This is a genomic window from Rhizomonospora bruguierae (assembly GCF_018397995.1).
GTDB classification, from domain to species: Bacteria; Actinomycetota; Actinomycetes; order Mycobacteriales; family Micromonosporaceae; genus Rhizomonospora; species Rhizomonospora bruguierae.
The window spans coordinates 1-23,365 of the sequence record NZ_BBQH01000023.1; the positions used below are offsets into that span (position 1 = coordinate 1).

Consider the following 23,365-nt stretch of genomic DNA (forward strand, 5'->3'; position numbering starts at 1 on the left):
CCGCCGTTGCAGTACTAACAGGATTGAAGGCCCGGCCAAGGCCGGGCCGCGCGCACGCGCTACGGCCTACGGCCCCGCGCGCACGCCTACATCGCCGACCTCAACCCGTAGACGGTAGCCCGGCACAGGCCGATCGGCGGAATCACGGCCGTGACAATCCCTTCACGGGTCAATGCCGGCGTTGGTTCCGGGGATCGCCGCCACGCCGCTACGCGACGTGCCCACGAACGCCTTCATGTCAGTCGTGATTGGACACAACTAATCTATACATTTGCATATAGGGAGAACGTCTGACAGCAACGCTGACAGCAACGCTGACAGCAACCGGGGCGCACGGCCACACCAACCAGCGCACAGCAGAGTGGCACCAATACGATCGGTAATGGTGCCACTCCGGGAGCGTAACTGCCTCTCTCAACTGAAAATTGCGATAGCATCAGCCATTTAGTTTGGCGCTTAACCCACAGCCTCATCGCCTATCGCCCGCAGAACATCAGCGAGCCAAACAAGCCCATAGCCGAGGGTCTTTGAGTCGTCTTCAAGCATCCCCTGAAGGTTGGCCCAGGATTCAGAGACCTGCCCGATAGTGAGCTCGCTTGGCTCGTTGTACACGTCGTATCGCTCAGACGACGGTATTGACCAGAAGTAGTCCTTCGAGACCGGTAAATCGGTTGCCGCGCCCTTCACGACATGGGCCACTAGCAGCTCAAACACTTGCCGTAGCTGATCTACCGGCACTCGTACGCTTGGTTCTGACATCAGCACGGCCCGCCTACGATCTTGAGGTTGTCAACCTGCTTCTGGAACCCGCCAATTTCCTTCTCCAGATGGTTGATCCGACCGTTGATGATACGCTGTCGAACCTCGTCATTGGGTGCACGTTCCAGAAGTCCCTGATTGTCGTATGCCCACGGGTCCGCCTTATACGCTTCCAGCTTCGCCTGATGTTCGGCAACACGCGCCTCAAGCGACCTGATCGACTTCAATTGCTCGGGCGTCAGCTCGCCGCCGCTGTTGTGGACGAGCACCGCGGTGCTGCCAGCAAGCACGTAGTACGTGTGGAGTCAGCGCGGCTCTTCGAGTCGTCTGCCGAGCACGATCGGGCCTTGAGCTGGCCCTTTCCTCAACACCGATGACGAGGCCGAGGATGGCCGTCGCATGGTGACAGCAACCCTGACAGCAACACCAGCGAACGCGGCTGGTGACGGTCATCACAGAAGCGACGCCCGCCTATGTCGACACCCGAGGAGAGATCCGAAGCTGGCCGACCGGTCCGCTCAGGGCGGCCCGGCTACTCAGCGATCATGGAACGATGGCCCTGCGCAGGTCCTTCATCATCAGCAGCAGGTGCATCGGATCTGTCGGGCTCGGGTCGAACTTCGCCAACCGTAGGTAGAAGTCTCGGGCGGAATCGGATTCGCAGTGGATGAGCAGCGCTCGAACCCCGATGACTTCAGATGCGGTGGCGATGCGCCGCAGCGCGTCGACGACCAGGGCGCGACCCAAGCCTGCCCCCTGGGCTGCTCGATCCACGCCGAGTCGGGTCAATATGACTACCGGCTGGTGGTAGTGCCCGGCGCCCTGCATGATCCGGCGCGGCGCGTCGGCTGGGGCGACACTGCCGGCCGCGAGCGCGTAGTAGCCGACAACCCGCGAGTCAGGCTGGTCGACACCACGCACCACGTATACGCGCGACAGTCCGGCTCGGTGTGCCTGTAGCGCATGTTGAACCAGCCACTCCGACTGGGCCGCCGAGCCGCAGTCGAACCCGGCCACGACGTGCTCGGCCGACAGCGGTTCGACAGCGCCGAAGGATCCACTCACTCGCCATCACCGGTTTGCGCGACGTCGAGGACCGTCGGACCGGCCAGCAGCTCCCGCAGCCCGGCCACATCGCCGGCGGGCTGCGTCAACGCCTCGTCGAACACCCGCCACGCCTGCTGGTCCAGCACGAACACGCGCCGGTCGGCCAGCACGTCAGCCGCAGCCTCAGTGGCCGCCGCCAACACGAACGTCGACACACTCGCGCCGGTGGCCGCGCTGGCCGCTTCCAACAGTGCTTTCTGCTCCGCGTCCACCCGCAGGTGCAGACGCTCCGCCTTCGCAGTCATGGGCCAACTGTACGCACAATGTACGCCGGGTGCAACGAAGATCCAGGGCTGGCTCAAAACGTCTATACAGAAGTAATCAAGAGCGCCCGGCTACGCCGGACGCACGCGCACGCGCTAAAGCCGTTCCGACCCGCGCGCACGCCCACGCAACAAGGCTCAGCCCCCGCACAGACGCGAGCCACCCACTCACCACGAATCGGCAGCGCCATCGAGGGCTCCAGGCCGTGACGATCCCTTCACCGGACGGGCACCGCCGTTGCTTCCGGGGATCGACGCCACGCGCTACGCGACGTGCCACCGGCACAGCCTCCTCAGCCGGCTGTCGTGATTGGACAGTTAACATCAATCAATTCGCATACAAACTAAATGCTTGACAGCAACGCTGACAGCAACGCAGGTGAACAACCACGACCACCAGCGCACAACGGAGTGGTACCAATACGTTCGGTAGTGGCACCACTCCGGTCGAACGAGGCCGACATCGTCACGGCATCGAATTTAGAGAAGTCAATCTGTCATTCTGTCGATAATGAGGTCCCCGGATCCGGCTTCCAGCTCAACAGAGTCCGTCAGGTGAATATGGCTTCCCGGCGGGACTGATTCCTGAGCAAGCGTGAGGCAATGCCTTGCGAGTGAGACCAATCCAGCAGCGTTGGCCCTGATCGTCACTTCCGAATTCGTTCGATCTACAAGAATTTGGAAGCCATCGTCCCAGTCGAACATTAGGTGCGCATCAGGGCCATACGCTGGTACTTCGATGCGTCGCTCGGCCATCAGCACGTCCCTCCCTTGAAGTAGACGTGATCGTTCTGAACAACTTTCATTCTCCCAGTCTTCGGATCTACTTCCATGCGCTCAAAATTGGTGTGTGGTCCGCCGCCGCGCTTTCCGAGGATGTCACTATCGCCCATTCTAAAGACGCGAGTGCCATCTCTTGAAACGTAACGCCCACTGCCCGGAACTGGTTCCGTATGGCCATCGCCCAGCCATTTCAGCCCCGCGTCGAGCGCCTCATCAACGGTGAGATAAGAGTTATTGCCTGGCGTTGTGTAGCCGCCGTCGTTGTGGACCAGGACCGGTGTGTCACCGGCGAGGACGTAGTACGTGTGGCGTTGCTACGGCGGCTGCGGCGAGGTCATGGCGTCGATCTTGGCAGGGAGCTGGGCTTTTGCTCAACCACCCGCCGACGGCTCATCGATTAACGGTGATTTTGACAGCAGCCGTGACAGCAACGTGGGCGCACGCCGGGCTGAGCGACTGTCGGCCGGGGCGTCTACTCGGTCGGTCGTCTGGTGCTGGTGGCGGGTTTCTTCTGTGCGCGGCGGTCGATGAGCCGGTCGACGGCGGCGATGCGGCGGTGGAGGCGTATGGAGCCGGCGTCGATGGCGGTGGTGTCGATGCGGGCGAGGACCTCGCGGGCGGCGTCGAGGTCGCCTGTTCTGGCGTGGCTTTCGGCGAGCCAGGTTTGGTAGAGGGCGACTTCGCGGGCGTGGTCGTGGTTGTAGGCGGCGAGTGCGCGGGTGAGCAGGGGTTCGGCGGTGGCGGGTTGGCCGAGTTCGATGAGGCAGCGGGCGGCCATGACATCGATCTCGGCGCGGTTGAGCCAGTACACCCATTCGGGCTCGGCGACGTTATCGGTGCGCTGGTCGTAGGTGTCGTTGACGGCGTCGAGGGCGCGGCGGGTGGTGTCGGTGTCGCGGAGGCAGGCGGCGGCCCAGGCGAGGCGTTCCAGCAGCAGCGCCCGCACGAGCGGACTGGCATCGGGGGCGCCGGTGACGGCGGAGCGGGCGATGAGGAGGGCGTCGTCGCGTTTGCCGATGTTGGTGATCTGGTAGGCGAGGCTGGAGAGCAGTTGCGCGCCAAGTGCCCGGTCGCCGGCTGCCTCGGCGGCGGTTACGCCCGACAGGTAGAGGCGTTGGGCGTCCTGGTAGTGGCCGGCGTCGCTGGCGACCCAGCCGGCGAGTTGGGCCAGTTCACCGATCACGGTGTACAGCCGTTTGCCGCAGGCGTCGGTGTAGGAGGCGGTGCGGGCGAGGTGTTCGGCCTGGTCGAGTTCGGTGCGGATGGCGGGTAGCAGCGTACGGCTGCCGACGGTGTCGTCCAGGTGGCGAAGTTCGATCACCCGGGCTTCCAGCGTCTTGATGAGCCCGGTGCCGATACGACGGCCGGCGCGTAGCTGCCGGGGGACGGGTGGGTCGCCGATGAGCCATTCGTGGGTGAGCCGGATCGGGTCTGCTGGGGTGCCGATGGGGTGGCCGAGGGCGTGTTCGTAGCGTTCGACGACGTCGGGGGTGGTGGGGCGGCGGCCGGTTTCGACGAGGCCGAGGTAGGGCTTGCTGAAGTGGGTGAGCGCGGCCATGCCGGCGAGGCTGTGCCCGGCGGCCTCGCGGGCGGCTCGCAGGTGGGCGCCGAGGTCGGCGGTGTCGGGTGTAGACGGGGGAAGACTCTGCGGTGGTTCCATGGTCATCTCTTTCCGCTGATCCTGGTGGCAGGCCCAGCGGGGACGTGCATCGAGTCCGGACCTGGCTGGTGCTGTTCCGGGAGGGCCGGGACCGGTTACGAAGATCGGCATTCTTCATACCCGGGTGCGTGCCCGGCCCTCCCACCGTAGACCACGGACGGGTGCGGAGGGTTGAGCAGCGATGTCGATGCACGTGCCGGTTCGCCCGGCGTGGAGCTGTGCGGGGTGTGGGCTGGCGTGGCCGTGCCCGTCGCGCAAGCGCCAGTTGTTGGCGGAGTTCGCCGGGGCGCGGGTGTCGCTGATGCTCTACCTGTCGCGGTTCTTCGTCGAGGCGTGCGTGGACATGCCCGCCACCACGGCGGGGACCCTGTATCGCCGGTTCTTCACCTGGCCGTACGAACCATCCGACAGACGCGGCATTAGCGAGAGCGCCCCGCCGGGGTGGTGATCCCGGCGGGGCGCGTTCTCGGTTGGTCGGGTTCAGTCGTCGTGGGCGGTGTCGTGGTCGTCGTCGGGCTGGTCGGGTTGCAGCGCCTGGTCCATGGATTCGACGGCGTGGAGTTGCAGGCGGAGCCGGACGTGGGAGTAGATGTCGGCGGTGGTATGGATCTGCGCGTGACCGAGCAGGTCCTTGATCGTCACCAGGTCCACGCCCTGTTCCAAGCAGCAGCGTGGCGCAGGTGTGCCGCAGGTCGTGGAAGCGGATGGAGCGGACGTCGGCGAGTTCGCAGATGGCCTGGTGGTGGCGGTGCACCGCGGCCGGGTCCATCGGCCCGCCCGTGCTGTTGGCGAACACGAGCCCGGTTTCGGTCCACTCGTCGGCGGCCTCGCGTCGGTCGATGTCCTGCCGTGTGTGGTAGCGCTTGAGCGCGGTGACACTGTCGCGGGGTAGGACGATGCGCCGGGCGGAGCGGTGGGTCTTGACCGGCTGGAACGTCGGGCCGCCTCGGGTTCGGGCCAGGGTGCGTCGCACGTACAGGTGACCGGTGTCCAGGTCGATGTCGTCCCAGCGCAGGCCGAGCAGTTCGCCTCGTCGTAGTCCGGTGCGTAGGGCCAGTTCGAACAGGGGGCCGTGGCGGTGGTAGGCGGCGGCGAGGAGGTAGCGGCGGGCCTCGCCGGCGGTGAATGGTTGGAAGTCGCTGCGCGGGGTGGGCAGCCGCACCGAGTGGCGACGTTACGGCCGAGAAGGTCTTCGCGTACGCCGTCGGCGAGGGCGGCCGAGAGGACTGCCCGGATGTAGCGGACTGTCGCCGGGCGGATGTGCTTGTTGCAGCAGTTGCCGATGGCGCAGCAGCGCGGCCGGCGTGCCTTGACCGGATGGGCCGGGTTCCGTTTGCGTCCCAGCCCTGCGCGCAGCACTGGCAGACACTCGGGAGGCGGTCGAGGAAGGTCCGCACGTCCCGGACCGTGAGCGTGCCGAGTTTGCGTGCGCCGAGGCCGGGGATCAGGAACCGGCGGACCAGGGATTCGTACGTGACGTACGTGGTCGCGCGGAGCCGGTGCCGGGCCACGCCGGTTAACCACGCGGTCAGGTACTCGCCGACGGTGAGGTTCGGGTCGGCGGCCACGACCAGGCCCCGGTTCGAGTCGGCCAGCTTCTCGGCGAGCTTGTTGGCCGCCTGACGGCGGGTGGCGCCGTAGACGTAGATGCGCTTGCGGGTGCCGTCGGCGGCGAGGACGTATCCGGCGCCGCACCAGCGGCCGTCGGCGCGTTGGAAGATCGTGCCTTCGCCGTTGGCCTTTCTACCGGCCATGATCGGCCTCCTTGGTCAGTGAGTCGAGTAAGCCGGCCAGGGACCGGACGGGAATGCGGCGGCAGCGGCCGAGGCGTACGGAGTGCAGCCGGCGGGAGCGGATGAGGTCGTAGACGGTGTGCCGGCCGAGCCACGAGTACCGGATCCGCCAACCGACACGCATCACGGGCCGGATCTCGGCGTCAGCTAGCAGATACCGCACCAGATGGGCGGTCAGCCAGACGACCACCACGACGGCCGCCCCGGCCAGCAGCACGGCGGGAACCGCGGTGAGCAACCTCAGATGAGTCGAATCGATCGTCGTCATCCAGGCTTCACCGCCGTCAACGCCGACGCGCGGAAGATCTGCCACGGCCGGCCGTTCTTCTCCCCCGCCACCAACGTCAGCCCGGACGCCTTCACCCACTGGCCGACCGCGAGGTCCTTCGGCACCGCCGGCTGCGGCACCGACACCCGCAACACCTGCGGAGTCCCGCCCTCCACCGTCAACGCCAGGGGCACCTCCACCAACGGCGCACCCGTAGCGCGGTCCGTGGCGGCAACCCCGTTCTCCTTGTCCTTGAACTGCGGTGTCGCCCCGGCGAGCACCAGCAGTCCCCTACCACCGTCAATCGGCAGTACCAACACGAGCGTTCTCCTTCGATCGCCCACCACACCCCACAGCGCGGCTACTAGGCTTCCTAAGCTTCACGTGACAATCGTGATCTGGTCAAGAGGTTTGCCCCAGGAATCTTGGGTAGCCCGTGTAGCTCAACCAGGACAAGACGACTACGATCAGCACATGCCGCACGACGCCGACGACCGACGCGCCCTGTTCCAACGGGTCGTCGACGACATCGTCGACCAGATCCGCACCGGCAAACTCGCCCCCGGCGACGTACTCCCCACCGCCCGGCGAATGGCCGACACCTACGGCGTCGCCTCCATGACCGCCCAACGCGCCCTACGCGAGCTGCAACACCGCGGCCTCACCTACGCCGTCGTCGGCAAAGGCACCTTCGTCCACCCCCAGGCACCCCAACGCATCGGCACCGACGCCGACGGCCACCCCATCGGCGCGACGACCCAGACGCCGGTCATCGGCGACAACCCGGCACTCAACCGACGCCTCGCCCTCTACCTCCTGGAACGCGACCGCATCAGCGGCAAGATCGTCGACGCATTCATGAACAAGGACACCGCCGCCGCCTGGCAAGCCACCGAAGAACTCGCCACCCTCCAACAAGCACACACCGACCTCGCCGACGACCTCGCCGCATACGAAACCAACCTCGGACGAGCCGCCGCCAGCGAAGCGCCCGAGCCCGCCGAGCCGCCGACACCGAAGAAGGCACGCCGCAACCCGAAGGTGTACCCCAGCAGCCCGCCGCCGACGGAACCACTGGGCTAAAAACTGCTTCACCTAATCAAGACGGCCCGGCTACGCCGGGCCGCGCGCACGCGCTACAGCCGTTCCGGCCCGCGCGCACACGCCCACGCAACCAACCACCCCAACCCGCAAGACATGACGAGCACGGCAGGAGCCGTCGTCGGGCACCGGCCACGACGATCCCTTCACCGAGGCAAGCACCGCCGTGCTTCCGGGGATCGACGCCACGTCGCTACGCGCCGCGCCACCGGACAGCCATGTCGCTTTCAAAGCCATCCATAGATTTCCATGCGTACAATTTGATTGACAGCAGTCCTGACAGCAACGCAGGCGCACAACCACACCCACCAGGACACAACGAAGTGGCCCAGCTACTTTTGGCAGTTGCGCCACTCCATCATGTAGTAGATCGTTAGACCTACCCTGCCGCGCCGCTAGAACCGCCTTGCCGCGAATTTCTCAGCGAATAAACGATACGACTTCGAATAGACGTCTGGGGCGTCACCGATGCGGTCCAACTCCTGCTCGATTAGGGACTCTGCGTGCCGCCGGTCCCCGTTGATTGCGGCAACCAACGGAAGCACGAAAAGTTTCTGATTATCGAGCAGAAGCCCTGCGTCGGTGATGCCCGTCGAAAACGTATCCCAATTCGCCCACTTATCGATGAACGGCTGACCATAGCTGGCGACAGCCGTCGCCAAATCTTCCGCTATCGCGGTAAGGTCACCATCTGCCGGAAAGTTCCATTGCCCGAATGTGTTCTGAGGCATCAAGTAGCCTAGAGGCTTCGACACGCACGCGACCGGAGCCTTCCAATCAGCCAGGTCGACTAGCGCCTTCTCAAGTGGAACGTGCCTGACGCCCACCACCGGGTTGATCTGCAACTTAGCCGGTAGGGCCCATGTTGCCAGGTTCAGGCCGAGCCATCCGGTGACGTCTTTAACGTCCCGTGGCTGCAAGAGAATGCCACGTCGCTTCGGCACAAAGCCGTACCGCCTCAAGGCGGACGCGCAAGCGTCCTGGCTATCCTTCTCCAAGCTAGTCATGTCAATCACCCCTTACGTCAGCAGTGAGGATAGCCGCCAAACCCTGCGATATTCACGCGTGTCGGCCCCAACGAGGTGCCAGCGAGGCCCGCCTTCTGGGCGTTCGGGCCATAGAAGGTCCCCCCATGCGTTTCGACCGCTGCATATCCGCCGCGAGCGCCCTGATTCTTTGTGAAGCCAGCCGAAGGGCCGTTCTTCGCATCGTAGACCGATAGCACACCATTCTTCTCGGCCACAACGTCGAATCGTACGTTGACGCCGTTCGCCGCTGTCATGCTGATCTCGGTGCCTCGAATCATGTATCCACGGGCTTGCAGGTCATTGATGAGCATCTGGGTGCCAGCGGCACCGGCGGCCGGACCAGACGGTCCGCCCGTGTTGTGCACGAGGACCGGCGTGTCACCGGCGAGCACATAGTACGTGTGGTAGTCGGCGATGGTGAGGTCTTGCATGTTCTTGTCGCCACCGTACCTCACCACGCCGGTTACGGTGGCAACGCTGCTGCCAGCTGTTCTGAGCCGATCACCGACCCTCAAATCTCCTGCAAGCATCCAGCCCTGGGCGGAGAGGGACCAGAAGGGGTGGCGGTTGGTGGTGTGCAGCGTGGTTTGCTTACCGTCGTCCGTGGTGATCGTGAGGTCGGTCAGATCGCGGTCTTGGTTGTGGTGTAGTGCGACGACTTTGCCGGGTAGGTTGACGTCGGTTTCTTCGATGGCGGCAAGGACGAGGTCACCTTCGCGAATGTCCTTGATGGGCTTGGTGGACCCGTCGGCCATTAGTACTGGGGTGCTTGGGTCGAAGCTGTGTGTTACGCACGCTCGGGCGGTTTTGGTCGCGATCTCGACGGGGCCGGGCTTGACTGGGGCAGCGGCGGGTGGTTTGGCGCCTTTGAATGGGAGTTTGACACCTGGTATGGCGATGGATGCAACTGTGAGCAGGAGGTTCGTGGTGCTGCGGGTGCCGCCCTCGACGTCTCCGCTACCGTAGCCGCTAATCGCGGAGGCGCCCAGGTCGTAGATACCCTTGACGAGCAGGAACGGCGCGCATGCGGTCATCTTGCATCCGTGCCAACCAACCAATCTCACGTTTTCCCAAAACCAGTCGGAGGTCGAGATTTCACCGGATTGGTAGCGCTCATTTACCGATCGGAAGTCGCGCATTCCCTCAGTGATAGGACTGGTGACTGAACCGAATAGACCCTTGCCGAAATCCTTGCCGCCGCCGACGATGCCATCCCAGACCCGGCGTCCTGTACTTTTCTTCTTCTTGGGCGTTTCGTTCCCTACCCAGGGTGGGGGTGGGCAGGTGCCGCCGCAGCCGCCGCCGTCCTCGGCACGGGCCATGAGCCCGTCTGGGTCGGAGAAGGTGATGGGGTTGTTGGAGGCGTAGGCGTAGCCGTTCATCTGTTGCGGATCGGTGATGTCGAGGATGGGGTCGACGGTGATGAACCGGCCGGTGGTGGGGTCGTAGTCGCGGGCGCCGAGGTGGGTCAGGCCGGTGGTGGTGTTGGTGGGTTGGTTGAGGAAGCCGCGGTTGTCGATAGTGGAGATGTTCGGGCCGCGGTCCTGGCCGTAGGGGGTGAATTGCCGCCAGGTGGGTGTTTGGGCGGTGGAGTCGAGGTAGAGGGCTGGGGTGCCGTGCTGGTCGGCGATCATGAAGAGGTAGTTCGTCCCGCTGCCGTTGCGGATGGCGCTTCCGCCGCCGGGCAGGGTGTAGTAGCGGACGCCGGTGACGGTTTGGTTGGCGGTGTTGAGGGTGAGTTGTTGGCTGGGCAGGTAGAGGGTGGTGGTTCCGGGATCGTCTTTTTGCAGCAGCAGGTTTCCGTCGGCGTCGTAGATGTACGAGCTGTCGCCGTTGGTGCTGCCGGCGACGGATGTGAGGCGGCCGGCGTCGTCCCAGTTCAGGTTTTGGTCGCCTTGCTCCGGGGTCTTGCGGGTGAGGGTGTTGCCGGCTTCGTCGTAGCTGTAGGTGGTGGTGCCGGGTGTCGCACCAGTGGTGGAGGTGCTGGTGAGGGTGTGGGGTTGGTGGTCGCCGGCGCCGTCGTAGGTGTAGGTGGTGACGGTGTCGGCGCCGCCGGTGAGGTCGTGTTTGGTCCGCTTGGTGCGGTTGCCGAGGACATCGATGTCCCATTCGGTCCAGTACGCGCTGGTGGGGCCGAGGCTGTCACCGACCATCGTGGAGTCGCTGCCGGTCGGGGTTGCGGCGCAGTCGTCGGTGGCAGTCCACACCGCGGTCAGCCGGCGCAGCGCGTCGTACTTGTTGCACTGGGTTTCGGTGGCCGTGGCGGATCCGAGGCGGGTACTGGTCTGGCGGAGGATGTTGCCGGCGAGGTCGTATGTGTAGGCCTGCTTGTCGACGTCCCTGGGAGTGCCGACCGCCCGGGTGATGAGCTGCTCGGTGAGCCAGCCGGTGTGCGGGTCGTAGGTGTTGGTGATGTAGCCCAGGTTGGGTGCTGCTCCGATGGTTTCCTGGTTCACCCGGCCGTAGGCGTCGTAGGTGGTGCCTTGGGCGTATCCGCTGATGTTGCCGCCGACCCGGTCGGGTAGGTCGAAGACGCTGGTGTACCCGTAGGTCAGGGTTTCGGCGGGCAGGGTGCCACCGGCGGGTAGTCCTTCGCGCAGTAGGAGGCCCTTTGTAGTGGTGTAGCTGCGGACGTAGGTGTACTTGCCGGCCAGGTTGCCTTCGACGGCGGGGATGGTGATGGTCTCGCCGGTGGAGGCGCCGAAGACGTTGAAGTTGTTCTGTTGCCGGACGTAGGCGTTGCCGCCGTAGAAGGCCGTGGCGGTGGTGAGCTTGCCGAGGGGGTATTTCATCCCGGCGACCGCGTTGTTGCTGTTGTCGTATACCCAGGCGGCGAGCCGGTTGTTGGTGCTCTGCGCGTTGGCTGGGCCGGTGTGCTGGCCGGTTCTGCGGTTGAGGGCGTCGTACGTATAGGAGATCGCCTTGCTGCGGGAGTCGGTGGTCTGGACGAGGTTGCCGTTGTTGTCGTAGCTCATGCCGGTGGTTCCGGCGTCCGGGTCGGTCCGGCTGGTGGCCCGGCCTAGGAGGTCGTAGGCGGTTGTCCAGGTGTTGTTCTGCGGGTCCGTGATCGTGGAATTGTTCCCGTGGCCGTCGTAGCCGTACCTGGTCACGGCAGTCGTTCCGCCACTCACCGAGAAGGTGCCGGTGAACGTGTTGCTCGGAGTGTTCACCGTCGGCGCGGCGGTATACTGCCGCAGCTCCGTGGTGCGCCCAAGGGGATCCGTAACGGTGGTCGCGGTGACCGCACCGGTCGGTGGGACGACGGTGGCGCGATCTCCGTTGTAGACGGTCGTCGTCTTGGACACCACGACGCCGTCTTTCGCCTTTTCGCTAATGACGGTTCGGCCGAGGCCGTCGTAGGTGTAAAAGTCCTGATTCGGCACCGACTTATGCAGGTCCGCGGCGCTGACAGGCGTGGTGGTGGGCGTGGTGGTGTCGTCCCACCATCCGTTGTAGCGGCGGCTGACCCAGCCGCGGGTGTCGTAGAAGGTGTCGGTGACCATCCGGCCGCCCTGCGGCGTCATCTCCTGGGACTGCCGCGGCCGACCCTGCGCATCGTAGATACGCACCGTGGTGTAGTAGCCCGCGAAGTCGTTAAGCGTCTTGGTCGTCGACGAGGTGGGGCCGGTGTTGGACACGGTGTAGGCGAAGGTGTAGTCGGCCGAGAGCGTCGTGGCGCGGGAGTTCAGCCAGACCGCCGTGACCCGTCCCAGCGCGTCATACCGCTGGGTGGTGACGATCTCGTTGAGGTCTGTTGAGGTCAGGGTGAGGCCGCGCAGGGGATCGAGGGCGACGGACATGGTCTGGTTCAGGGGATTCGTCGTGGTGACGCCGGTGACCAGCCCGACAGAGTTGGTGGTGTAGGTGGTCTCCGTCTTGTTGCCGTTCGCGTCGTAGGCCCCGGTCACGCGACCGGCGGAGTCGTATTCAGCCCGGCTGGTGGTGACGTACGCGTATGTCCCGCCGGAGTAGCCCACGGCCTCTTGGCTGAGGGTGACCAGCCCCCGGGTCGGAGCGTCGGTCTGGGGAAAGGATGTGTCGAAGTTTGGGTCGTCGTAGAACGTGCGTGTGCTTGAGATGACCTGGTCGGGTCGGTTTACCGTGCTGGGGGTGGTCAGCTTGTTGAGGATTCCGGGCACGGATGCCGGTGATCCTTGGGTGAAGCCGCCGCAGGCGACCGACACGGTCTCGGTCTGGCTGGTGAGTCCGACCAGGTTCTTCGCGGTGTTCGCGGCCGCGTACGACACGGTCGTGCAGCTGCTGAACGCGGCGTCGACCGGGACGGTGTGGGTGTAGGTGTGTTTCAGCAGCCCGAATGTCGGTGACGTGATCGAGTCGTCGTAGGAGTTGTCAGTCTCAATGTACCGCCAGGTGGTCGTTCCGGTGCCGGTAACGGCTTGCCGGGTGAAGGACTCGACCGGTGCGATCGCGTTCGCCGTCAGCGCCTGCAACCCGGTGCGGGCACGCGTGGCGGTGGCGTCGGACACCCAGTAAGAGGTGATGGTCGATCGGTCGACTGGGCCGCCGTTTCCGACGTACGACGTCGTCTCCAACGCCTCGCCGGCAAGCGCGTTGTGGTCGTCGTGTGTGCCGCCCTGAGAGTCGGTGACGAGGACCGCGGCGGTGTTGTTGTTGCGGGACATGCCGCGGTAGTAGGTGGTCTCGCTGAGCGTTTGAGGGTCGTTGACCCCATCACCCTGCAGGGTCCTAACCTTGGCGTAGCCGCGGAATTGGCCGTAGGTGCGGTACTTGGCCTTGACGACCTCGTTGTCGTCGAAGTGCCAGGCGGCGCCGCCCTGGTAGACGTAGCTGGTCGCCGTGGTGGGGGCTCCGCCGGTGGGGTCGGTGGCGGTGACTTTGGTGGCGGCGTACTTGTTGAACCAGTCCTTGAACGGGGTGGTGGCGCCTTCCGGGGTCCAGTACACCGGGTAGCAGGACGAGGTGTTCGTGGCCGGGTCAAGCGTCACTGGCGCGGTGCAGGGGTTGGGCCGGCTGTAGGCGACCGTCGCCACGGAACCGGTCTCGTTGGTGATGCTCTCGATCCGGAAGCGGTTGAAGGCCGGCAGGCCGTCGGTGACGTTGTCGACCCGGTTCTGCAGCTTCACGCCGGTGAAGGTGGTGGCCGGCAGGGTGATGGGCGCGCTGGACCCGCCAGCGGTGGTGTCTGCCCCGGTACGGGTGATCGACGATAGCCACAGCGTTGGGGATGTGCCGTCACCGGTCGCGGGCAGTGTCTGGGTGAGGGCGTAGGAGTCCACGGTGACGTACGTCGCGGCCGAGGGCGAGTACTGCGCTGCGGTAATGCCCGTGAGCCGCACCGTTGAGAAGAACGATGCGCTGCGCGTGGGGCAGACCGTTGACGTGGTGCAGATTAGGTCGTAGGGCACGTCGGGCCAGTTGGCCTTGGTGGTGGCGCTCAGCGGGGTGCAGCTGGTGGCGATGCACCGGGGGCCGGTGGTGAAGGTGATCTTCGCGGCGGAGGTGCTGTAGGCGCCGCCGTCGGTAAAGCCGTAGTCGATGTGGTCGAGGTAGCTGTCGCGGACGTAGGTGCCGTTGAGTGCTCCGTTGTTCTGGCCGTACTTGTTGGTGTCCTGCTTGTAGTAGTAGGCCATGGCGTTGCCGTGGACGTCCTTGACGTAGTCGAGGTTCCACCGGTAGGCCATGGTGCACACCGATGCCGACCAGCCGTTGCTGCTGTAGCAGGGATCGCCGGCGTGCGGGGAGTAGACCGGGACGTAGTCGACGGAGTTGGTGGTGGGCTTTCCGCTGGACCAGCCGGTCAGCTGGTTTCGGCCGAACTCGAAGACGGTGCCGTCCCGCTGCGTCACCCGCCAGTAGTCGGTGTTGTAGGTTCCGCTGCCGTTGTTCGAGCCGGTGACGCGGGTGATGACCGAACCGTTGTCATCCTTCGGCTTGTACACCTTCTTCGTGGCGTCCCACACCAGCGCGGCGGTGGATCCCTTGATCGACAGGGTCAGGATCTCCCCGTCGTAGCACTGATCGGTGGTTGCCACGGGTGCCGCGCTGCCGCCGGGCTCGTCTGCGCAGGAGGCGAACGTCTGCTCGACGTACGACTGCGGCGAGGACCAGCCGTCGCCGATCCATGACGACTGGGCCTGCGTCGAGGCGGTCTGCCCGTCGATGGAACCGGAGTCATAGGTCAGGGCTAGGTCGGGGACGAGACTGGACGGCGCCGGAGGGACTTGGACCGGGTAGGTGTAGGTAAACGAGCCGGTACTGCTGCCTGCGCTCCACGACCCGGACGGTTTGAGCTCCGTCGCGGTGTAGGTGCCAGCCTCACCGCCACCCTCGGCGGCGGTTCCCACAGCGGCGACGACCACGGTGGACCCCTGCTGCCCGGCGACCGGCGCTGACACGGCCTGGGCGCCGGGATCGTTGATGGACGTGAGAGGCGTCAACCGCTGACACGACGGGGTTTCAGGGGCGGTCAGGACACACGCGGGCAGCTGCACCAGGCCTAGCCGGCTACCGAAGTTCCCGCCGTAGGCCTCAGCAAACGTGCCGTAGTCCAGCCCGACATGCAGGTCCTCAAGGGAGGAACCGGCGACGCTGAACAGCACACCCTTCACACCGGCCCGCTGGGCGGTGGCCTGGTCGTACACCTTCACTTCGAACGCGCCGGTGCTACGAGCACCGCTCGTCGAGGGCTGAACCCAGACGGGTGTGCCGGCGGCTCGCCGCTTGACCGCCGGGGCGGCGGAGCTTGGCGGGATACTGGCCCGGCTCGCGGCGGGCCAGGTGGTCCTGGTGGCTCGGTAGGGGTCACGGGCCTGGTCCCGCGGTTTCACAAACCGCGTCGGCAGGTTGTGCACGCCACGGACCGCGCGGCCGGGATTCGCCGCGGGCGCCGGATGCAGTGACGGCCCCGGCGCGGCCACCGCGCCCGTCACAAACAGTTGGCTGCTGAAAACGGCCAGAACGACGGCGAAGGCCAGCCGCCGCGTCAGCTTCGTTGTGCCGCGAAAATCCCCGCGTTGCGACATAACCACCCTCACTTGACCCGGCGTAGATCACGCCACCAAGCGCGCGGCCAAGCGGCAGCAGCGGCGGCGAGCGGTCCACTCTCCCATCCACGGATCACTCCGAGTGATTACGATTTAACAACGAGCATGCACTAGAATCGGACATCGATGCATTTAATAGACCGAATAGGACCATCGTTGTGGCGCTCGTCACAACCTTCAATGTCTGGGGTTTGGTTAGCTGTCGGCTGTTCATGACCGCAGCGCGACGGGGGACGACATGACAACGGATTCGGTGCGGCGCCTCCGGGCGCTGATCGCCGCCGCAGCGGTGACCGGTGTCCTGGCAGGAACGGGCACCGCCGCGCCACCGGCACTTGCCGATCCCGCCCCGATCCCCTCGCCGGGAGGAAGCGGCAACCCACCGGTCCTGACGGTGGAGCAGTCCCTGGTCAAGGCCCAGCAGACCAGTGCACCGGTTCCGGTGCCCGCCGCCACAACAGCCATCGACACCGTCGTGGCCAACCCCTCCGGGACCGTCACAGTCACCCGGTCGGCGATCCCTCAACGCGCCAAAGTGGACGGCGCGTGGAAAGACCTGGACCCAACGCTGCACATCAACGCCGACGGAAGCCTGTCCCCAGCGGTGTCCGCGGGCGGCACCGTCACCGCACACATCACGAACCTGGATGCCCCCGATCCGATCACCGCCCAACCGGCGCAGGCCTTGCTCACCGCCACCCACAGCTGGCCGCTGAACGGCACCTACGACAACCAGAACGCCATGCTCCCCGCCTACGACGTCATCGGCGGACTCCACGGCACCCCCTCCGCCGGCGCCAGCTGGAACAACGGCGACCTGTTCGACCCAGACCTCTACCTTGACGGGACCAACGGCGTGGTGAGCACAGCGAGCGCCGCCCTCGCCACCGACAACGACTTCAGCGTCTCCGCCTGGGTCAAACCCCTCAGCACAGGCGGCACCGTGCTGTCCCAGGACGGCACCAAAGCGCCCGGCTTCAAACTCTGGACCGAGGCCAGCGACTCCTCCTGGCGCTTCGGCATGTCCACCTCAGACACTGCCGCGCCAACGTTCGATACCGCCGACGCCGGCGCCGGCAGCGCCCGAATCGGCTCGTGGAACCTCCTGGTCGCCACCTACCGCAAATCCACCGGCGCCATGACCCTCCACGTCAACGGGGTCAAGGCCGCCATCGCCACGCACACCACCACCTGGAACGCGACCGGCTCGTTCCGCATCGGCGACCACCGCAACAACACCGCCCACGCCGGCAACTTCACCGGCCAGGTCGCACACGTCGACACCCACGCCCACGTCCTAGACCCCACCCAGGACGCCTCCCCCGCCGGCTACTACCAGGCCATCACGCAGACCCGGATCCTCGACACCCGCAACGGAACCGGCGCACCCACCGCCCCACTCAACGGCGGCAGCACCCTGGCCCTACAAGTAACCGGCCAAGCCAACATCCCCGCCGAGGCGACCGCCGTCGCGATCAACCTGGCCGTCGCCAACCCCACCACCAGCTCCTTCCTGGTCACCTACCCCGACGGAACCACCCGACCAACAAACACCTCAGCCATGCAATACCCAGCCGGACAAACCACCTCCAGCATGGTCATCGTCCCGCTCGGCACCAACGGCAAAATCGCCATCTACGAACACGGAACCGGAAAGACCGACCTCCTCGCCGACGTCGCCGGCTACTTCACCACCGGAACCAACGGCCAGAAATACCACGCCATCAACCCCACCCGACTCCTCGACACCCGTCGCGACGGCACACCCGTAGCCGCCAACGGCCTCAAAAAGGTCGCCCAAGGCAACACCGTCATCGCCCTCGACCCGTCACTCGTCCTCAACATCACCGTGACCCAAGGCACCGCCAACGGCTACATCACCGCCTACCCCGACGGAACAACCCGACCAACCGCCTCAACCCTCAACTACAACGCCAACGAAACAGTCCCCAACCTCGCCATCACCCCCACCGGCAACGGCACCGTCGACCTCTACAACTCCAGCACCGGCACAACCCACCTCGTCATCGACTGCCTCGGCTACTTCGCCGCCACCTGACGCCTCGCGACGGGGTCAGCTACCGGTGACCACGATCGGCATGGACTGCACGAGGCGCAACTCGTGGCTGATCAAGTCAGCGGTTTCGCGTAGCAGCGGCAGGTACTCGCCGAGCAGCTTTTCGACGGGCGTCTCGGCGGCATTCGTATTGACGTTCATGGCCGCGATCACCCGTCCGGAGGCGCCGCGTAGGGGGACGGCAACCGAGCGGATGCCCATGGCCAACCATCCGTCAGCGAGGGCCCAGCCCTGCTCGCGAACCTGCTTCAGCGCCTCGTCGCGCTCGGTGCTGTCCGGCAGCCATCGCGGGGTGACGCCGGATCGGCTCGGTTGGGCGAGGGTCTGTTCCAGTTCGTCCGGCTGGAGGTCGGCGAGGATGACCTGGCCCAGGGCGGTTTGCAGGGCCGGGAAGCGGGTGCCGATGTGCACGTTGAGGGCGACCACCTTGGGTACGGCGACCCGTGCCACATAGACGATGTCGCAGCCGTCGAGCTGGACGATCGAGGTGGATTCGTTGGTCTGCGCGACGAGGCGTTCCATGTGTGGCCGCGCGGCGTCCCACAGTCCCGCCGACTGTACGAACGCGAGGCTCAATTCCAGCACCTTCGGGGTGAGGCTGAAGCCGAAGTCGGTGGCCCGGACGTAGCCGAGTTCGGCGAGCGTGAGCAGGATTCGGTGGGTGGTGGGGCGCGCGAGGTTGGCGCGGGTGGCCAGCGCGGACAGGGTCATTGAGGGGTGGTGCGGCTCGAATGCTTTGATCACGTCGAGGCCGCGGGCCAACGCCTCGATGAAGTCAGGCGCACTGGACCGTCGCGCCAACCCACTCTCCCCCTCATAACCGGATGGCATTGATCTATTCACGATAAACGCTGTCCGTGATGCGGACAAAGATCACTCTTCGCTCATCACAGGGCACGCTCCGTACCCAGGATGACCGTCGCGTGCGCGCCGAGGGTGAGCCCCATGCCGTGCGCCAGCGCGGTAGTCGCCGCGGTCACCTGCCGCTCGCCCGCGTCACCGCGCAGCTGGCGGACCGCCTCCGTCAGCAGGAACAGGCCGAGCATGCCCGGGTGGCAGTACGACAGGCCACCGCCGTTGGTGTTGAGGGCCAGCGACCCGCCGGGGGCGATCGCACCGGACGCCACGAAGGGACCGCCCTCACCCTTGGCGACGAAACCCAGGTCCTCGAGCAGCACCAGCAGGCTGATCGTGAAGGCGTCGTAGACGTTGGCCGTATCGATGTCCGCGGGCGTGAGACCCGCCATCCGGTACGCGCGCTGCGCGCTGTCGACCGCACGGGTCGTGGTGAGATCGGGCATCCCGGAGATGTTGCGGTGATCGGCGGACTCGCCGAACCCCAGCACGTAGACGGGTGGCCGGGGCAGATCACGGGCCCGGTCGGTGGCGCACAGCACGAGCGCGGCGCCGCCGTCGGTGACGAGGCAGCAGTCCAGCTTGTGCAACGGGCTGCTGATCATCGGTGATGCGAGCACCTGGTCCACCGTCAGCGGTACCCGGTAGGGCGCCTGCGGGTTGCGCAGGGCCCACTTCCGCGCCGACACGGCGACCTCGGCGAGCTGTTCGGACGTGGTGCCGAACTCGTGCATGTGGCGGTGCGCGATCAGGGCCATCGGGCTGATGGGGTGGATCATCCCGTACGGCTGCTCGTACGGGAGCCACTCCGCCTGGCTCACCAGCTTGCCGCGGTCCGAGCGTTGCGTGCTGCCGTAGGTGACCAGCGCGTAGTCGCACAGCCCGGACCGGATCGCCGCGGCGGCGTGGCCGACGTGGGCCTCGAAGGACGAACCGCCGACCACCGTGGAGTCCGAGTAGCGCGGGTTGAGCCCGGTGTACTCGGCGAAGGTCAGGGATGGCGTGTAGTACACCGACGAGGCGGTGAACAGCCCGTCGATGTCGGACAGGCGCAGCCCGGCGTCGGCGACCGCCAGCCGGGACGCCTCGGCCATCAGGCCGACGGGCGAGCGGCCCCGCGACTCGAACGGGTCGATCTCGCTGATGCCGACGACGGCGACCTCACCGCGCATCGATGGCACCTCCCTTCGGGCGGAAGACCGGCAGGGTCAGGTCGTCGGTTACATCCTGGAAACCCACCTCCACGGGCAGCCCGATCCGGGCGGCGGCGGGCGGCACGTCGACCAGTTCGCCGAAGACCCGTACCCCCTCGACCAGGTCGACCAGGACCATCGTGTACGGGACGTCCGCCGCTCGCGAGGGGTGGCCGGCGCGATACAACGTGGTGAACGAGTGGATGGTTCCGTTCCCTGACGCGGCGGTCAGCTCCAGGTCGGTACCGCTGCACCGGATGCAGACCACGCGCGGGTACCACTGGGTGGCGTCGCAGGTGCGGCAACGCTGGTAGACGAGTTCCCGTTCGCGGGCGCGGTCGAAGTAGGCGCGCTCCTCGCCGCGCAGCACGGGGGTCGGGCGCTGGGTCACGCGACGGCTCCTTCCGCCCGAAAGCGGTCACGCTCCGCCTCGTCGTATCCGAGCTCGGACAGGATGGCCGCGGAGTGCTCGCCGAGCGCGGGGATCGGGTCCATCCGCGCCATCTCCGGCGACGGGGCGAGCGGCGGCAGCACCGCCTCGATCCGGCCGACCGGTGAGTCCACAGTGGTCCACCGGTCGCGGGCCACGAGCTGGGGGTGGGCGATCACGGCCGCCACGTCCTTCACCTGCCCACCGGCCACACCCGCCCGGTCCAGCGCGTCGAGCAGTTCCTCGGCGGTGGACCGGACGGTGCGCTCGGCGACGATGCGGTCCACCTCGCGCCGGTTCTGCGTCCGCGCGACGTTCGTGGCGAACTTGGGGTCGTCAACCAGGTCGGGCCGGTCGAGCACCCGCGTGGCCAGGGCGCGCCATCCGGCGTCGTTCTGCACCGCGATGATGACGTGCGCACCGTCGGCGGTGGGGTAGGCGTCGTACGGGACGACCGTCGGGTGCGCCAGACCGAAGCGGCGCGGCTGGGTACCGCCGAACAGCGTGTAGTAGATGGGGTATCCCATCCATTCGACCATCGCGTCGAACATGGACACCCGCAGCGCGGTGCCGGAGCCGGTCCGCCCGCGTTCGATCAGCGCGGTGAGCACGCCCTGAACGAGGTAGCCGCCGGCGGCGATGTCCGCCACCGGGATCCCCGACTTAGACGGCGTGTCCTCGCTGCCGGTGATGGAGACCAGCCCCGCCTCCGCCTGGATGAGCATGTCGTACGCCTTGCGGTCGCGCAGCGGCCCCGCGTCGCCGTACCCGGTCAGCTCGGCGACGATGAGCCGCGGGTAGGTGGCGCGCAGGTGGTCGACGGGGAACCCGAGCCGGGCCATCGCACCGGGAGCCAGGTTGTAGACGAACACGTCGGCGTCGGCCAGCAGGCGGCGCAGGATCTCCTTGCCCGCCTCGGTGGTCAGATCCGTGGCGATCGACTCCTTGTTCCGGTTCAGCCAGGCGAAGTGCGACGACATGCCCCGGACCTTGCGGTCGTACTGGCGGGCGAAGTCGCCGCCCGCCACCCGCTCCACCTTGATCACGCGGGCTCCGGCGTCGGCCAGGTGCCGGGTGGCCAGCGGCGCCGCGACCGCCTGTTCGACGGCGACGACGGTCAGGCCGTCGAGCGGGAGCCTCATCGCGCACCGCCCGCGGCCGGCGCGGTCTCGCCGTGGACCCGCATGACGATCCGGCCGGAGACGGAGCGTTCCTCCATCTCCCGGTGGATGTCCGCGGCCGCCGACAGCGGCCGGGTCCCGGTGATGTCGAGGGTGAGGCGGCCCGCCGCGACGAGCGCGAAGACCTCCGCCAGCTCGGCTTCGGTGCAGGACTTCGTCCCGATCAACGACATCTCCTTCATGATGAGGTGCGCGGGGCGTACCTCGCTGGGGCGTCCGTCGACGTTGCCGAGGACGACCACCCGCCCACCGGTGCGCACGGCGTGCAGCGACTCCGGCATCGTCGCCGCGCCAACGATCTCGATGACCGCGTCCGCGCCCACGCCGCCGGTCAGCTCCTTGACCCGGCGGGCGAACCGCAGGTCCGGCGCCACGATCACCTCGTCGGCCCCGTGCTCGACCAGGACGCGGGCCTGCCCCTCGCGGGACGTCACCGCGATGGATCGGGCCCCGAGCAGCCGCGCGACCGACAGCGCGTGCAGGCCGATCCCGCCGCTGGCGCCGGTGATGACCACGGACTCGCCGGCGGTCAGGGCCGCCCGCGCCTTGAGCGCGTGGTAGGCGGTGCCCAGCGTGCACGAGGTGACCGCGGCCAGGTCCAGCGGGATGCCGTCCGGGATGCGGGTCATCGCCCGGTCCGGGACGCACAGGTACTCGGCGTAGCCGCCGTCGAAGTCGTCGCCCATGAACAGCGCCCGCCCGGACAGGCACCCCGCCTGGTTGCCGCGCTCGCACGCGGCGCACCCGCCGCAGCCCATAAAGATCAACGACAGCACCCGGGCACCCACCTCGAACCGGGCCCGCTCGCCGCGGTCGACGACCACGCCGCTGACCTGATGCCCGAGGGTCATCGGCAGCGGGATCTTCGGGAAGGCCCCGGCCCTGGTCAGCAGGTCATGGCGGCAGACGCCGCAGTAGGCGACGCGTACCAGCACCTCGTCCGGCCCCGGCGCCGGAACCGGGACCCGCTCCCAGCTGAGTACCTCCGGCCCGCCGAACCCGCGGATTCGCCACGCCCCCATCGTCTTCGCCGAATCCGGCTCGCCCATCTGCCTGTTCCTCCGCGTCGTTGTTCCTGCGCTGCCCTCGGTGCGAGTCGAACGGCCTACATGTAGCGACCTCCGGCGATCTCGAGCACGTTGCCGGTCATGTAGCTGGACAGGTCGCTGGCGAGGAAGAGGGCCACGTCCGCCACCTCCTCCGGGGTGCCGGCGCGCCCCATGGGGACCTCGCTGACCTTCTTTTCCCAGATGTCCTCGCGCAGCGCCTCGGTCATCGCCGTCCGGATCAGGCCGGGCTGGATGGCGTTGACCCGCACGCCGTCGCGCGCGAACTCCTTGGCCGCGACCTTGGCCAGAGCCACCAGGCCGGCCTTCACGGAGCTGTAGTTGGCCTGGCCGATGTTGCCGACCTTGCCGGACATCGACGAGACGTTGATGATCGATCCGCTCCGCTGCGCGCGGAGGTACGTCGCCGCGATCTTCGTGGCGATGAACGCGCCGGTCAGGTGGACCGACACGACCTCGTTCCACTGGTCCAGCGTCATTCGCCGAATGGTGGCGTCCCGGGTGATGCCGGCGTTGTTGACCAGCACGTCCAGCCCACCCAGCTCGTCGACGCAGCGTTGGAACGCCGCCTCCATGGCCGTCATGTCGCGCACGTCGGCCGCCACCGCGATGCCGGCGGTGGGCAACTCGCGCACGATCTTCGCGGCCCGATCGCCGTCCAGGTCGACGATCGCCACCTTCGCGCCCTCGCCGGCGAACCGGCGGGCCATCGCCGCCCCGAGTCCCTGTCCACCGCCGGTGATGAAGGCGGTCTTGCCATCGAGCAGTCCCATAT

At 66.7% G+C, this 23,365-nt stretch carries 19 protein-coding genes and 1 pseudogene; 3 read left to right on the forward strand and 17 right to left on the reverse strand.

Translation table 11 applies throughout. The annotated features are described in order from the left end of the window. Positions 1–456 precede the first annotated feature (456 nt). From KJS59_RS13345 to KJS59_RS13370, 6 genes are all read right to left on the reverse strand, one after another. Entirely contained in the window at positions 457–714 is a 258-nt protein-coding gene (locus KJS59_RS13345) for a hypothetical protein (protein WP_213453180.1), read from the reverse strand. 44 nt (positions 715–758) lie between these two features. Further along, on the reverse strand, positions 759–1,049 hold the full coding sequence (locus KJS59_RS13350) for a hypothetical protein (protein WP_213453181.1): 291 nt from the start codon (positions 1,047–1,049) through the stop codon (positions 759–761). Between the two features lie 253 nt (positions 1,050–1,302). Next, positions 1,303–1,824, reverse strand: a complete 522-nt coding sequence (locus KJS59_RS13355; protein ID WP_213453182.1) for a GNAT family N-acetyltransferase — start codon at positions 1,822–1,824, stop codon at positions 1,303–1,305. Next, on the reverse strand, positions 1,821–2,111 hold the full coding sequence (locus KJS59_RS13360; RefSeq protein WP_213453183.1) for a type II toxin-antitoxin system TacA family antitoxin: 291 nt from the start codon (positions 2,109–2,111) through the stop codon (positions 1,821–1,823). The genes KJS59_RS13355 and KJS59_RS13360 overlap by 4 nt, the downstream gene beginning before the upstream one ends. A 507-nt stretch (positions 2,112–2,618) precedes the next feature. Continuing rightward, positions 2,619–2,885 carry an Imm32 family immunity protein gene (locus tag KJS59_RS13365; protein WP_456316012.1) on the reverse strand — a complete coding sequence of 89 codons (267 nt, stop codon included), beginning with the start codon at positions 2,883–2,885 and terminating at the stop codon, positions 2,619–2,621. Between the two features lie 499 nt (positions 2,886–3,384). Continuing rightward, positions 3,385–4,578, reverse strand: a complete 1,194-nt coding sequence (locus KJS59_RS13370; RefSeq protein WP_213453185.1) for a helix-turn-helix domain-containing protein — start codon at positions 4,576–4,578, stop codon at positions 3,385–3,387. Positions 4,579–4,753: 175 nt separating this feature from the next. On the opposite strand from KJS59_RS13370, the gene KJS59_RS13375 reads away from it, so the two are divergent. Next, positions 4,754–5,020: a flavin reductase gene (locus KJS59_RS13375; RefSeq protein ID WP_213453186.1), complete on the forward strand. Its 267-nt coding sequence runs from the start codon at positions 4,754–4,756 to the stop codon at positions 5,018–5,020. 32 nt (positions 5,021–5,052) lie between these two features. On the opposite strand, the pseudogene KJS59_RS32020 reads toward KJS59_RS13375, so the two are convergent. The 3 genes and pseudogenes from KJS59_RS32020 to KJS59_RS13390 form a co-directional block, all read right to left on the reverse strand. Continuing rightward, a pseudogene (locus KJS59_RS32020) lies at positions 5,053–6,326 on the reverse strand (tyrosine-type recombinase/integrase). Then, positions 6,316–6,489 carry a helix-turn-helix domain-containing protein gene (locus KJS59_RS32025; RefSeq protein WP_213453269.1) on the reverse strand — a complete coding sequence of 58 codons (174 nt, stop codon included), beginning with the start codon at positions 6,487–6,489 and terminating at the stop codon, positions 6,316–6,318. Before KJS59_RS32025 ends, KJS59_RS32020 begins: the two are co-directional and overlap by 11 nt. Positions 6,490–6,629: 140 nt before the next feature. Continuing rightward, the gene (locus KJS59_RS13390; RefSeq protein WP_213453187.1) at positions 6,630–6,953 is read right to left on the reverse strand and encodes a hypothetical protein; all 324 of its coding nucleotides are present in this window, start codon (positions 6,951–6,953) and stop codon (positions 6,630–6,632) included. A 154-nt stretch (positions 6,954–7,107) separates the two neighbouring features. Here KJS59_RS13390 and KJS59_RS13395 point away from each other — a divergent pair, with 154 nt between their 5' ends. Continuing rightward, on the forward strand, positions 7,108–7,716 hold the full coding sequence (locus KJS59_RS13395) for a GntR family transcriptional regulator (RefSeq protein ID WP_213453188.1): 609 nt from the start codon (positions 7,108–7,110) through the stop codon (positions 7,714–7,716). 413 nt (positions 7,717–8,129) lie between these two features. Here the strand turns inward: KJS59_RS13395 and KJS59_RS13400 are convergent, their stop codons facing one another. After that, the gene (locus KJS59_RS13400) at positions 8,130–8,741 is read right to left on the reverse strand and encodes a hypothetical protein (RefSeq protein WP_213453189.1); all 612 of its coding nucleotides are present in this window, start codon (positions 8,739–8,741) and stop codon (positions 8,130–8,132) included. A 17-nt stretch (positions 8,742–8,758) separates the two neighbouring features. Next, positions 8,759–15,778 (reverse strand): RHS repeat-associated core domain-containing protein, encoded by a 7,020-nt coding sequence (locus tag KJS59_RS13405; protein WP_213453190.1) that lies wholly within the window; start codon positions 15,776–15,778, stop codon positions 8,759–8,761. 403 nt (positions 15,779–16,181) lie between these two features. Here KJS59_RS13405 and KJS59_RS13410 point away from each other — a divergent pair, with 403 nt between their 5' ends. Continuing rightward, positions 16,182–17,846: a LamG domain-containing protein gene (locus KJS59_RS13410; RefSeq protein WP_213453191.1), complete on the forward strand. Its 1,665-nt coding sequence runs from the start codon at positions 16,182–16,184 to the stop codon at positions 17,844–17,846. A gap of 15 nt (positions 17,847–17,861) precedes the next feature. Here KJS59_RS13410 and KJS59_RS13415 read toward each other — a convergent pair whose 3' ends face one another. The 6 genes from KJS59_RS13415 to fabG form a co-directional block, all read right to left on the reverse strand. Further along, positions 17,862–18,665 (reverse strand): IclR family transcriptional regulator domain-containing protein, encoded by an 804-nt coding sequence (locus tag KJS59_RS13415; protein ID WP_249714091.1) that lies wholly within the window; start codon positions 18,663–18,665, stop codon positions 17,862–17,864. Positions 18,666–18,751: 86 nt separating this feature from the next. Further along, entirely contained in the window at positions 18,752–19,891 is a 1,140-nt protein-coding gene (locus KJS59_RS13420; protein ID WP_213453192.1) for an acetyl-CoA acetyltransferase, read from the reverse strand. Then, positions 19,881–20,303: a Zn-ribbon domain-containing OB-fold protein gene (locus tag KJS59_RS13425; protein ID WP_213453193.1), complete on the reverse strand. Its 423-nt coding sequence runs from the start codon at positions 20,301–20,303 to the stop codon at positions 19,881–19,883. The genes KJS59_RS13420 and KJS59_RS13425 overlap by 11 nt, the downstream gene beginning before the upstream one ends. Further along, positions 20,300–21,484 carry a CaiB/BaiF CoA transferase family protein gene (locus tag KJS59_RS13430; RefSeq protein WP_213453194.1) on the reverse strand — a complete coding sequence of 395 codons (1,185 nt, stop codon included), beginning with the start codon at positions 21,482–21,484 and terminating at the stop codon, positions 20,300–20,302. Before KJS59_RS13430 ends, KJS59_RS13425 begins: the two co-directional genes overlap by 4 nt. Then, positions 21,481–22,572 carry an alcohol dehydrogenase catalytic domain-containing protein gene (locus KJS59_RS13435; RefSeq protein WP_213453195.1) on the reverse strand — a complete coding sequence of 364 codons (1,092 nt, stop codon included), beginning with the start codon at positions 22,570–22,572 and terminating at the stop codon, positions 21,481–21,483. The genes KJS59_RS13430 and KJS59_RS13435 overlap by 4 nt, the downstream gene beginning before the upstream one ends. Positions 22,573–22,628: 56 nt before the next feature. Next, complete coding sequence (gene fabG, locus KJS59_RS13440) at positions 22,629–23,363, reverse strand: 3-oxoacyl-ACP reductase FabG (RefSeq protein WP_213453196.1); 735 nt, start codon at positions 23,361–23,363, stop codon at positions 22,629–22,631. Positions 23,364–23,365 lie beyond the last annotated feature (2 nt).